The sequence below is a fragment of the Pedobacter miscanthi genome (assembly GCF_003315595.1).
In the GTDB taxonomy this organism is placed as follows: Bacteria; Bacteroidota; Bacteroidia; order Sphingobacteriales; family Sphingobacteriaceae; genus Pedobacter; species Pedobacter miscanthi.
Genome location: NZ_QNQU01000037.1, coordinates 33130 through 46266, shown reverse-complemented (window position 1 = coordinate 46266; position 13137 = coordinate 33130). Strand labels below are relative to the sequence as shown.

General features: G+C 39.2%; 10 protein-coding genes. All 10 read left to right on the top strand.

Annotated elements, in window-relative coordinates:
* Positions 1–302: 302 nt before the first annotated feature.
* The 10 genes from DRW42_RS26755 to DRW42_RS26710 all read left to right on the top strand — a co-directional run bounded on the left by DRW42_RS26755 (position 303) and on the right by DRW42_RS26710 (position 13008).
* Positions 303–1250 (top strand): outer membrane protein assembly factor BamD, encoded by a 948-nt coding sequence (locus DRW42_RS26755; RefSeq protein ID WP_113951922.1) that lies wholly within the window; start codon positions 303–305, stop codon positions 1248–1250.
* Between the two features lie 3 nt (positions 1251–1253).
* Positions 1254–1580, top strand: coding sequence for a DNA-directed RNA polymerase subunit omega (locus tag DRW42_RS26750; RefSeq protein ID WP_047798485.1), 327 nt, complete (start codon positions 1254–1256; stop codon positions 1578–1580).
* 78 nt (positions 1581–1658) lie between these two features.
* The gene (gene coaBC, locus DRW42_RS26745) at positions 1659–2855 is read left to right on the top strand and encodes a bifunctional phosphopantothenoylcysteine decarboxylase/phosphopantothenate--cysteine ligase CoaBC (protein WP_208643657.1); all 1197 of its coding nucleotides are present in this window, start codon (positions 1659–1661) and stop codon (positions 2853–2855) included.
* Positions 2852–3745, top strand: a complete 894-nt coding sequence (gene porD / locus DRW42_RS26740) for a type IX secretion system protein PorD (RefSeq protein WP_113951921.1) — start codon at positions 2852–2854, stop codon at positions 3743–3745. Before coaBC ends, porD begins: the two co-directional genes overlap by 4 nt.
* A gap of 629 nt (positions 3746–4374) precedes the next feature.
* A complete protein-coding gene (locus DRW42_RS26735; protein WP_113951920.1) occupies positions 4375–4746 on the top strand; it encodes a BlaI/MecI/CopY family transcriptional regulator in 372 nt (123 codons plus the stop codon).
* Positions 4747–4840: 94 nt separating this feature from the next.
* The gene (locus DRW42_RS26730; RefSeq protein WP_113951919.1) at positions 4841–6958 is read left to right on the top strand and encodes a M56 family metallopeptidase; all 2118 of its coding nucleotides are present in this window, start codon (positions 4841–4843) and stop codon (positions 6956–6958) included.
* Positions 6959–7061: 103 nt separating this feature from the next.
* A complete protein-coding gene (gene recN / locus DRW42_RS26725; protein ID WP_113951918.1) occupies positions 7062–8714 on the top strand; it encodes a DNA repair protein RecN in 1653 nt (550 codons plus the stop codon).
* A gap of 254 nt (positions 8715–8968) precedes the next feature.
* Positions 8969–10207 (top strand): carboxypeptidase-like regulatory domain-containing protein, encoded by a 1239-nt coding sequence (locus tag DRW42_RS26720; protein ID WP_113951917.1) that lies wholly within the window; start codon positions 8969–8971, stop codon positions 10205–10207.
* Between the two features lie 428 nt (positions 10208–10635).
* Positions 10636–11892 (top strand): carboxypeptidase-like regulatory domain-containing protein, encoded by a 1257-nt coding sequence (locus DRW42_RS26715; protein WP_113951916.1) that lies wholly within the window; start codon positions 10636–10638, stop codon positions 11890–11892.
* A gap of 48 nt (positions 11893–11940) precedes the next feature.
* A complete protein-coding gene (locus DRW42_RS26710; protein ID WP_113951915.1) occupies positions 11941–13008 on the top strand; it encodes a PA0069 family radical SAM protein in 1068 nt (355 codons plus the stop codon).
* The last annotated feature ends 129 nt before the right edge of the window (positions 13009–13137 follow it).

Below are 13137 nucleotides of genomic sequence, written 5' to 3'. Positions count from 1 at the left end.
ACGAGCCAAGGCTTTGAAGCGGATAGCAGGAACACACCTATATAGTAGCACGGAACTTGCTTTGCTAAAAAAAGAAAAACACTACCTAATTTAGAAACGTCCATCCTTATATAGGTTAAAATCTCTTGACTGTTATGAAGCTTTGCAGCGGATAGCAGGTGCACACCTATATAGTATAGAAATACCTATCCTTATATATATGTTAAAATTTGTTAACTGTTATATTGTACTGAATTGCTTTGCATAGCTTAGCGGCGAATTGTTTTTATTGATGTTATCGTATTATTAATTATCTTTGCAGAATGTTTAAAGTTAAACACTTAATTATTTTAGTATTTGTTGCCGCTCTGGGTATTGCGGGTTGTAAAAGTCGTTTCGAGAAATTGAGAGCGAGTAACGATGTTGCAAAAAAGTACCAGGAGGCACTTCGTTTGTATAATAAACGCGATTACAGTAAAGCACTGGTGCTTTTTGAGGATCTATCTCAAAAATACCGTGGCCGTGCAGAAGCTGAGGATCTGAACTATTATTATGCTTATACACTATACAGATTAAGTGATTATACTACGGCCAGGTACCAGTTTAAAAGTTTTGCAGATACTTACCCGGCAAGTAAAAATGCTGAGGAAGCCAGGTATATGGGCGCTTACTGTTACTATTTGGAATCGCCAAGTTTCTCTTTAGATCAGGAAAATACCTATAAAGCTATTGATGCGTTACAATTGTTCATCAACTTATACCCTACCAGCGATCGTGCTGCAGCTGCAGGTAAATACATTGCTACTTTACGGGGCAAGTTAGAGGATAAAGCTTTTGAAAATGCAAAAATGTATTTAACTACCGGCCCAAGTAACGTAGATAACTACAGGGCTGCCGTTATTGCTTTAAAAAATGCCCAGAGAGATTTCCCAGACATTAAATATGCTGAAGAAATGGATTTCCTGATGATTAAAGCGCAATATTTATACGCAAAAAACAGTTATATCATCCGTCAGGAAGACCGTTATAATGAAGCACTTGCTTTATATACAGAGTTTACGGAAAACCATCCTGACAGCAAATGGACTAAAGAGGCAAAAGGCCTTAAAACTGATGTTGAAGCGGGTATTGTACTTACCAAACAAGAACTGGCATTATATGCTGCCGATCAGGAAAAATACAAGCAAATGTTAATCAGAACAGGTAAATTAAAGGATACTGTTTCTGCCAAACCAACAAATGCCGATAATACGAATATTAAAAACAAGTAATAGATGAATACTAACAAACCTGCTGTACCAAATACTACAGTAACCAGAAACGTACACGATTTAGATAGAACTACTGATAACCTTTACGAATCATTAGTGGTAATTGCTAAAAGGGCAAATCAGATTTCGAACAACGTTAAAGAGGAGTTACACGGTAAATTGGCAGAATTTGCTTCGAGCAACGATAATTTGGAAGAAATTTTCGAAAACCGTGAGCAGATCGAAATCAGCAAGCACTACGAGCGTATGCCGAAGCCTGTTTTGGTTGCTATGGATGAATTTTTGAATGGTAAAGTGTACCACAGAAATCCTGCTAAAGAACAAAAGTAATCGGCGTAGCGCATAGCGTTTAGGGCAAAGCGTTTAGCACTACGCTCTATGCTCCATGCCTTATGTACTCTGCGCATTATGCTAAAAAATAAAAATATAATCCTTGGCGTTTGCGGTAGCATCGCGGCATATAAGTCGGCATTTTTGGTCAGGCTGCTCGTTAAAGCTGGTGCAAACGTAAAGGTTATTCTTACCCCTGATGGTGCTAATTTTATTACACCACTTACCCTTGCTACGCTTTCTAAAAACCCGGTTTACACCCAGTACTTCGAAGAAGAAACGGGCGTGTGGAGCAATCATGTTGAACTGGGCCTATGGGCTGATCTGATAATCATCGCCCCGATAAGCGCCAATACCCTGGCCAAACTTGCTACCGGAATATGCGATAATTTATTAACTGCGATTTACCTTTCGGCCAAATGCCCGGTTTACGTTGCGCCTGCAATGGACCTGGATATGTGGAAACACGAAACTACCCAAAATAATATTGAACGCATCATTAGTTACGGCAATACAGTTATTGCCCCTGCAAACGGCGAACTGGCGAGCGGACTTTGGGGCGAAGGCCGCATGGCCGAACCTGAAGAAATTGTTTCTTTTCTGGCTAATGCGATTAAAACAGCATCGCCTCTTCTTGGTAAAAAGGTGATGGTTACTGCAGGTCCTACTTACGAGGCGATTGATCCGGTACGTTTTATCGGGAACCATTCTTCGGGCAAAATGGGTTTTGCTATTGCAGATGAACTGGCAAAACTCGGTGCGGATGTTACTTTAATTGCAGGACCTACGGCTCAGAAAGCCGCACAAAGTTTAAAAAGAATTGATGTAGTAAGTGCCCAAGAAATGTTCGATGCCTGTTCGTCGGTTTTCCCAACAACTGATATTACGGTAATGTGTGCTGCTGTGGCTGATTATCGCCCGAAACAGGTTGCCACACAAAAAATCAAAAAGCAAGACAGCGACCTGGTACTGGAGCTTGAAAAAACAACCGATATCCTGGCCTCATTAGGGAAAGCGAAAAAAGCAAACCAGATTCTGGTGGGTTTCGCCTTAGAAACCAATGATGAAGAGAACTATGCCAAAGGCAAACTGGAGAAGAAGAACCTCGATCTGGTTGTTTTAAATTCTTTAAATGATAAGGGTGCAGGTTTTAAATCAGATACCAATAAAATTACTATTTTTAACAAAGCTTTAGAACGTACGGTATTCGAGATGAAATCGAAAACCGATGTAGCTAAAGATATTTGTGCTGCCATTTTAAAAATTGAGAAATGATAAAAAAGATTTTTTGGATATTGTTATTGCTTGGTTTCGGGAAATTACAGGCGCAGGAGTTAAATGCAAGGGTAACTTTACTCGCGCCACAGGTTTCGAACATCAGTAAACCAACAATAGAGGCACTTCAAAAAACCATCCGCGATTTTTTAAACAACAATAAATTCAGTAACGAAAGTTATAAACCACAGGAACGCATTGAGTGTAGTTTTGTGATTACCATTAACTCCTGGGATGGTGGTTCGGGCTATACGGCCGAAGCACAAATCCAGAGCAGCCGACCTGTTTTTAACAGTTCTTATAACAGCACGCTCTTAAACATGAGTGATAAGAATTTCGATTTCAGCTACCTTGATGGCTCAACAATCGATTTTTCTGACCAGAATTATATTTCGAACATCAGTGCCCTCCTCTCCTATTATGCCTATACCATTATCGGTATGGATAAAGACAGTTTTAGCAAAATGGGCGGCACACCTTTTTATAAAAAAGCACAGAACATCATTAATCTGGCACAAGCTTCAGGTAATACGGGCTGGAAAGCGGCCGACGGCTTGCGGAACCGGTTCTGGTTTAATGAAAACGTGCTGAACCCGATTTTCAGCGAGCTGCGTACATTTATTTATAGCTATCATTTAAGTGGCTTAGATCAGCTTACGGATAACGATAAGGGTTTAACACAAATTGTGGCTGCCTTACCCGCCCTGGCGCAGATGGATAAACAGAAACTGGGCTCCATTTTCCCGAATGTTTATTTTGCATCAAAGGCAGAAGAAATAACCAACGTACTCTCTAAATTAAACGGGCAGGAACGCATGAAAGCCTATAATATGCTGGCAGAAATCGACCCAGCGAATATTGGCAAGTACGAAGGACTGAAGAAAAATTAGTTGTTTGTTGGTTAACCGGTTAATTGTTTAAATCGGTTAATCGACCCGCGATACGCCAAACGCCAAACGCTAAACCAGCATATTTGTTATATTGACTGATTTACTTATAGCTATTTTTCAGAAAAACAGCAACAGTATTTCAATTAAAAGCCAGTCCTGTTTTTGTTCATACCTACCCGATATATTCAGGCGGGCGCCTGCAGACCTTACTAACAGGCCGGTATCCACGGCAATCAGGTTTAACAACCTAAGTCAGTTTTTCATAGGTCGGTTTTCCTTTCTAAAGCTTAATAGCTGTGCTACACTCCCTCCCGTCCGCACCTATATCAGTTAACTGATTAGCCAGTTTATACGGTAAACTCCTTTCAAATATAACATTCTCTCTTTTCCCACATGCTACACCACAGTTAACCAATTAACCGATTTATACAGTTAACCCTTTTTTAGATGCAACATTTCCCCTACTCCTGCGTCTTATCCTACAGTTAATCAATTAACCAGTTTATACAGTTAACCAGTTTATTGTACAGTTAACCCAAACACAAAAGTTAAAAATCTGTTAAAATATTTTGATATTACGAATATCTTCGTACATTTGATTACGAAATAATTCGTACAACATGTAACATATGAGTAATCAGAACATCAAACCTACAGAAGGTGAAATGGAAATCCTTCAGGTGCTATGGCAAAAAGGCAATGCAACGGTAAGGGAAGTGCACGAGGCTTTGAATAAAAAAGACTCGGGTTATACCACCACTTTAAAACTGATGCAGATTTTGCATGAAAAAGGCATGGTAGAAAGGGATACCAACCAAAAAACACATATTTATAAAGCATTGGTAAGTCAGGATAAAACTGAAAAGCAACTGGTAACCAAAATGATCGATAATGTATTTAATGGTTCGGCGGCAAGATTGGTGATGCAGGCTTTGGGTAACCACAGTGCGAGTGCGGATGAGATTGATGAAATAAAAAAATATTTAGATAGCCTTAAATAAGGTTAGGTGTAAGGTTGAAAGGTGTAGGGTTTAGATCCCTAATCAAACAGTAACATTTTCGGTTTATCCGGTATAAAAAATTAAAATCACCGTTATGGAAACTTTATTACAACAGTTCATTAAAGCATTTGGATGGAGCATTTTAAACTCGCTTTGGCAAAGTGCAATTATTTATGGCATCCTGTTCATCATCATGCTAAGTTTACCCAAATTGGCAGCAAAATACAAGCACAATCTTGCTTTCGGTGCAATTATTTTAATGTTTGCCGGTTTCGCCTATAATTTCATCAACCATTTAATGCATAGCCTGAGTAGCCAGGCTGCCGCCATTAATCCACAAAACATACAGGTTTATCAATATTTCAATAACCTTCCCCCAAGTTTCAGCAGCAGGGCAGAACAGTATTTTCCTATTGTTGTAGTATTTTATATTATTGGTATCCTGTTGCAATTATTTGTGATTGTAAAAGGCTACGGACAGCTTTCGAAATTGAAAAAAGAAAGTTTAAGTGTTATTCCTGACAGCTGGAAAGCCATTTTCGAACAGGTAACCACGCAACTTAAAATCAATAAAACAATTAAGTTCCACTTATCTTCTATTGTAAATGTACCCCTGGTTATCGGTTATTTAAAACCTGTGGTATTGTTTCCGCTGGCTTTGGTAAACCAATTGGATAACGATCAGGTAGAAGCAATTCTAATCCACGAGCTATCGCACATCAGAAGAAACGATTTTTTGTTAAACCTGATTAAAACCGCAATCGAAACGCTATTATTCTATAATCCTTTTGTATGGATGGCCGGTAGGTTTATACACATTGAGCGAGAACATGCCTGCGATGACCTGGTTCTGAAAATTACCGGAAAGCCATTAAACTATGCCCATGCCCTGCTTAAACTCGAACTTTTAAAAGATAAAAACAGTCCGGCTTATGCACTTGCGGCTACAGGCAAGACCCAAAATTTATATCAACGCATAAAAAGAATAACCAACATGAAAACGAATTATTTAAATGCCAAACAACAAATGGCAGCCCTTACATTGGGTGTAGCCTGCTTGTTTTCTATCGCCTGGATCAATCCGACAGAAAAGAAAAAAGAGACCAAAAAACTACATAAACAGGAAATATTGAGTGTACAACTTGTTTCGAACAACGATACAAAACACCTGATATGTACCGATACTACTAAAAAGCGTAAAATCAAAATCGTTACCATTGATGCAAACGGGAACAAAACCGAATACAACTCGGTAAAAGAAATGCCGGATAGCATTAGAAAAGATTTTTACAGGGACGAGCTTTTTGGAAGCAAAGGTGTATATCGCATCAATCTTGACAGTTCTTTTAGGTACAGGTTTAAGGATTCACTTTTCCGTACAAAAATCGATAAGGAATTTAACTCACCAGAAGCTCAGGCAAAATGGAGAAAATTTGGTGAAGATGTAGCCAAACAATACAACTCACCAGAAGCTCAGGCCAAATGGAAAAAATTGGGCGAAGACATGGCCAAACAATACAACTCACCTGAAGCACAGGCAAAATGGAAAAAATTTGGGGAAGATATAGCCAAACAATACAATTCGCCTGAAGCACAAGCCAAATGGAAAAAAATGGCCGAAGAGATGAGTAAAAAAATGAACTCGCCGGAAGCACAGGCAAAGTGGAGAAAGATGGGCGAGGAAATGGCTGCCAGATTTAATACGCCTGAATTTAGGGCGCAGATTGATAATATCAGATTGCAGGCATTAAAATCAGGTGATATGGTAAACTTATCAGGATTAACAAGATTAAATTCAGATTCATTGTTTAAAGGCAACAGAAATATGCTTACAGTTCCGGATGGCGCAGTGTTCTATTATAACGATAATAATAATAGCAACAGCAAAGTAAGGCAGACTGAAGAATACAAAAAGCTTAAAGAAAAATTCGATAGCGAGGTAAAAGAATTAAAAGAAAAGCTGGAAAAGAAAGAGAAAAAGGAAAAAGTTGAAGGCGGAAATAAAGGTACACAGGTAAGTCCTGCCATTATGATTTACGATAATAAAAACTTTACCAGCCCTGCAAAAGCACTGAACATTGAAAATGCAGTGGTAACTTACAAAAAAGCAGATTTTAAAAAAGCAGATCAACTTGCTGTAAAAAGTTTTGTGAAAGCCGATAGTCCAATTACCGTTGCGAATAACAATAACCTCAGCATTACGATTAAATAAAAACAGCACACAACCAAACAGATTATTGAACAGCGGGGATTATTCTCCGCTGTTTTTGTTTTGTATTAAACTGTTGACATAAATTTTAATATTTTTGCTTAGCATGCTACAAAAACTTTCCATTCGTAATTACGCATTAATTGATAGTCTGGATATCGAATTCGATAAAGGCTTAAATATTATTACAGGTGAAACCGGTGCCGGTAAATCCATCATATTGGGTGCATTATCGCTTATTCTCGGTCAGCGGGCAGAAAGCAAATACTTTTTTAACCAGGATAAAAAATGTGTTATAGAAGGCAGTTTTGTTTTGGCAGATGAAAACCTGAAAGAACTTTTTGAAGAAAATGATCTCGATTTTTCGAATGAAAGTCTCTTACGCAGGGAAATTTCTATTGATGGTAAAACAAGGTCGTTTATTAACGATACGCCTGTTAACTTATCCATTTTGAAACAGATTGGCGAAAAACTGATCGATATCCACTCGCAACATGCTACACAGGAAATAAATGATGCCGATTTTCAATTACTGATTGTAGATTCACTGGCCAATCATCAATCACTCCTGTTTAATTACCGCAACGGATTTAAAAAACTGAAACAGGATACTTCCCTGTTAAAAAAACTAATCGCCGATGCCAGCGAAGCCCGTAACAAACAAGACTACGAACAATTTTTGTTTAACGAACTCGAGCAGGCAAAATTGCAGGAGGGCGAACAGGAAGAACTGGAGCAGGAATTAGAGCGTTTAACCCATGCCGAAACCATTAAAAGGGCTTTACTTACGGCTTCAGGGTTAATTAACGAGAGCGAACCTTCTGCCCTTCAGATTTTAAAAGAAGCTTCGTTACAATTACAGGCTATCGAAAAATTTGATCCGGCAATTAATGTACTGTACGAACGTTTGCGATCATCAATTATTGAAATTAAGGATATTACCGATGAGGTTTCGGCCATAGAAGAAAATACTTTACACAGTGCCGACCGCCTCGAAATTGTAAACCAGAGGCTGGATCTGTTTTATTCGCTGCAACAAAAGCACAGAGTTGCCGACAACACAGAACTGCTGGCGCTTCAAAAGCAATTGGAAGAGAATCTGAATAAGTTATTATCTTCTGATGAACATAGTGAAAAGCTTCAGGCAGCAATCGACCAGCTGAAAAAAGAGCTGCATAAACAGGCTGATCAGTTAAGCGCAAACCGTAAAAAAGCCATTAAAACTGTTGAAGAGCAAACCGGTATCACCCTTAAAAAAGTAGGTATGTTAAATGCCAAACTGGTTTTGGATCAAAAAACTTTATCAGAGCTGAATAAAGATGGTCTGGACGAAATCAGTTTACTTTTTACCGCAAATGCCGGTCAGGCGCCAGCCCCGGTAAACAAAGTAGCATCAGGAGGTGAGTTGTCGCGTTTAATGCTGGCCATAAAAGCATTACTGGCCAAACATACTTCCTTACCAACCATCATTTTTGATGAGATTGATACTGGTATTTCAGGCGAAACAGCTTTAAAAGTTGGAGAAGTAATTGCCGACCTTGGCAAAAACATGCAGGTAATTTCGATTACACACCTACCGCAAATTGCCGCCAAAGGTACTTCGCACTACTTTGTACATAAAAATGAAGAGAAAGGAAAAACTACTACCGGAATCCGCAAACTTAAACAGGAAGAACGTATTGGCGTAATTGCAGAAATGTTGAGCGGGAAAAATCCGGGGGCATCTGCAATCGAAAATGCAAAAGAATTATTGGCTTAATCATCTACCGCCATGGTCTTTGTCTCCACATACCATTTCTAAATTAAAAATCAACAAAATTACTTGAGTGGTGGTCTGTGAGGACACAGACCATGATATTTGTGCCGTAAGATGTTACCATCTTACGGTTAAAATTAACCTGGCGCCTCGCTAAATCATTTGAAACCATGTCAGATGGTAACATCTGACAACCCTACTAAGTAATATTTCTTTTGCATCTTGAATAAACTAACTAATTAGTTTATATTTATTTCATGAAATCCTTATTCATTCTAATTTTATTATGTATTGGCGGGTCCTCTTTCGCCCAGCAAAGTTATATCCTATCGGGTACGGTTAAAGATAAACGCGGCGAAGGTTTGCCTGGTGCCGGAGTTTATATAAGTGGTTATAAAATTGCTACTGTTACCGATAATGATGGCAAATATACCCTACCCTTAAAACCGGGTAACTACGATATTTTAGTGCAGCTAATTGGCTACAAGGCCCTGAATCAAAATGTAGTCGTTTCTGACAAAGCTGTAAAACTCGATCTGATTTTCGACGAAAGTATAACCCAACTGGCCGAGGTTACCATTAAACCTGATCCAAACAGGGAGCATTACATCAACATGTTTAAAGATTTCTTTATCGGTACCACACCCAACGCCGAGCAATGTAAACTCATCAATCCAAACGTTCTCATCGTAGACTACGATAAAGAAACCGCTAAACTCACCGTCAAAACTACCCAGTTCCTGATTGTGGAGAACAAGGCACTTGGTTATCGCATTAAATACCTGCTGAACAATTTTGAGTACGATGGTAAAACGAGGATTATTTATTATGAAGGTTTTCCCTATTATGAAGATTTAAAAGGATCGGCACGAAGAAAGAAAATTTGGGAGCAAAAGCGGATCACAGCTTATCTAGGCTCTTCGCAACACTTTTTTAAAGCCCTTTTTAATCGGCGTGCTACCGAAGAAGGTTTTATTATTAACAAACTGATTTCAAAAGAAAATCCCGACAAACCTTCCGACAGTATTATTAATGCCAATATTAAACGGTTAACCAAGGCACAAACCGGTTTAACCAGGCCTTTAACCCTTACCGTGGGCGATTCATTAAGTTATTGGTTAAGAAAGAAAAACCTGCCAAACGGAATCTCGATTTTAAGCCGCGCCCCTATTGCACAGGATACGCTGGTACATGTAAAGAACGAAAATATAAAAAGCATCAACTTTACCGATAAACTTTATGTGGTTTATACTAAGGAACGCGAAGATCCGGCTTATGCCAATCGGATTGGTTTATCAATTGCAAGGCCATTGGATATGCCCGATTATCAGATTTCGACCATCAGTTTACAGCTTGCGCCGGTATATTTTTACCAAAATGGTTCAATTTATAATCCACGATCGATGATTTATTCAGGTTATTGGGCCTGGGAAAAAATTGCCGATAGTGTACCGATGGATTATTTGTTGCCAGTTGATGTTGAGGGGAAAAAATAGAAATATCAATAGATAATTATCAGGTTCGATTTTTTCCTTTTTTTGAAAAGCAGGTACAGTGCTATTCGGTTCAAACAGTCCCGCCCTTCGTTACAAATCCTCGCCCTCATGCTTCGGGCTGTGGGTTTTTCACTGCGGTCGGGTTTAGGTGGCAGGGATTATAACACTATTTGGGTTTTTGAGTAATGCATAAACAGACTTTGCTTCGAAGAACAACGCTCTGGTCTTAGCGTCTCGCTAAGACCAGAGCAAAAAACAGACTAAATCCGTTTAAAATATGGAATGTCGTAGCGAGACGCTACGACTAGAGTAGATTTCTCTTCTATGTTGCACTCCGCTCGAAATGACGGCTAATTTAAAATGTTAAATTTGTTAAAAATCTTTTCCGTCTTTAATAAATATTAAGCCTTTTAATTACATTCGTCTCTATGATTAAAAGCTTTTTAGTAGCCCTTATGCTGATCATTTTGGGTACTAATGTTGATGCTCAAAACACCTTCTCCATCAGTGGCCTGGTTCGGGATCAAAAAGACGGATTACCCGGTGCAAGCATTTATTTAAGTGGTTATAAAATTGCTACGGTTGCTGATAACGACGGACGCTTTAAATTATCAAACCTAAAACCCGGCAGCTACGATATCCTTGTTCAGCTGGTGGGATATCTACCCTACTCTAAAAGTGTAATTATTTCGGATAAATCGGTACAGGTAGAACTGGTGCTGAAAGAAAATGTTGCCCAGCTGGAAGAAGTAGTGATCAGGGCCGATCCTAACCGGCAGAAATACATCAATCAGTTTAAAGAATTTTTTATCGGCAAAACACCCAATGCCACCCAGTGCAAAATATTAAATCCACAGGTTTTAAATGTAGATTTTGACGTCACCAAAAGTACTTTAACCGTATCCACCACCGAATTTTTAGTGGTAGAGAATAAGGCTTTAGGTTACCGCCTTAAATACATGCTCGATCATTTTGAGTATAATTCGCGTACGCATATTATTTATTATTCTGGTCACCCGTTTTTTGAAGAGCTTAAAGCTTCGGCAGCAAAAAAGAAAAAATATATCGCCGCACGCGAAATCGCCTATTATGGTTCTTCGCAACATTTTTTCCGTTCACTTTATGCCAACAAAGCACAGGAAGAAGGTTTCATCATTAACAAAATGATCAAAATCCCCAATCCAAACCGTTATCCGCAGTACGTAATCAATACCAATTTAGAGAAGATTAAAGCCGTACCCGAAAAAACAGGCATCAGGCAAACGAAAGGAAAAATAGATACTGCATTACTGGCCTTTTGGACCAAGCAACAGGAGATGCCCAAAACCATCGATAAATTTTCGAGGGCTGATGTACTTACCGATACGCTGGTACATTATTACAACCAGAATTTAAAATACCTCAGTTATACGGATGCTTTGCTGATCCAATACACCAAAGAAAAAGAGTCGCTTGCCTACTCTAAAACGGGTTTCTGGATTTTCAGGCCACTGGATGTACCCGAAAACGAAATTTCTGTTGCCAATTTAACAGGTGAGGGTGTACGTTTTTATGAGAATGGCGGCATTTACGATTCCCGGTCGCTGCTTTACGAAGGTTATTGGGCTTATGAAAAAGTAGCTGATATGGTGCCGATGGATTATGTGCCACTCCCAAAAAGTAATAAAGCCATTGTTGAAAAGTAGCTATTGATCTCACTTTAAAATTACTAAAAATATTAGTAATTTTAATTTATGATTGGCGAAGAAGAAAAACATTATTTTAAAGGACGGGGCGCTCAGGTTAATCCGCATAATAAGTTTTTAAAAGATGTTTACATTAAAGAACACAATGAAGGGATTGATGACTGGGAAGAGAGTGATCGTAAAACTTCTTTCATTTTCGAAAATTCAAAAACCATTGTCAATAAAGTAGATAGTCCGGATGTGGGCATGGCTTACTCACTCAATCCCTATCAGGGTTGCGAACATGGCTGTACCTATTGTTATGCACGCAATTCGCACCAATACTGGGGCTACAGCGCAGGGATTGAATTTGAACGGAAAATCATCGTCAAAAAAGACGCCCCTGCCCTGTTTAAAAAATTTCTGGAGAAAAAAGGCTGGGATGCCACTACGATTTCACTCTCTGGCAATACCGATTGTTATCAACCGGCCGAAAGAAAATTTAAACTTACCCGCCAGCTGCTTGAAATTGCTTTGGCCTACAAACAGCCAATCGGCATGATTACTAAAAATGCTTTGATCCTCCGCGATCGGGATATTTTGCAGGAGATGGCCAAGCTAAATCTCTGTATGGTGTATGTTTCGATCAATAGTCTGAATGAAGATCTCCGACAGGTGATGGAACCCCGCACAACAACGGCCAAACAACGTTTAAAAATAGTAGAAGAATTGAGTAAAGACGGAATACCCATGGGTGTAATGGTTGCGCCATTGGTACCAGGTTTAAGCGATCATGAAATTCCAAAAATTTTAAAAGCCGTCGCCGGTGCCGGAGCCATTAAAGCAGGTTATACCGTAGTGCGTTTGAACGGGGCTATTGGGCAGATTTTTGAAGACTGGCTCAGAAAAAACTTTCCCGATCGTTTTGATAAGGTTTGGCATGCGATACAGAGCTGTCATGGTGGCAATGTTAACGACAGCCGTTTTGGCGACCGTATGCGTGGTGACGGAAATATTTCGCAAATGATCAGGGATAATTTCAGGCTCCACTGCCGTTTAAATGGCTTAAATGTAAAAGATATTATTTTAGACCACACACTGTTTAAAATACCCAGCAACCAGGTGAGTCTGTTTTAACATTCGGGGAGAAAAATCCCTGGCGCTCTCGGCCGTGGTTTATAATCACGGCCATCTCAACATCGTTGGTCCTGATTTGCAATTGGGGCCCTTGAGCTGTGGATTTGTAATCCACATCCATGGTTAAAA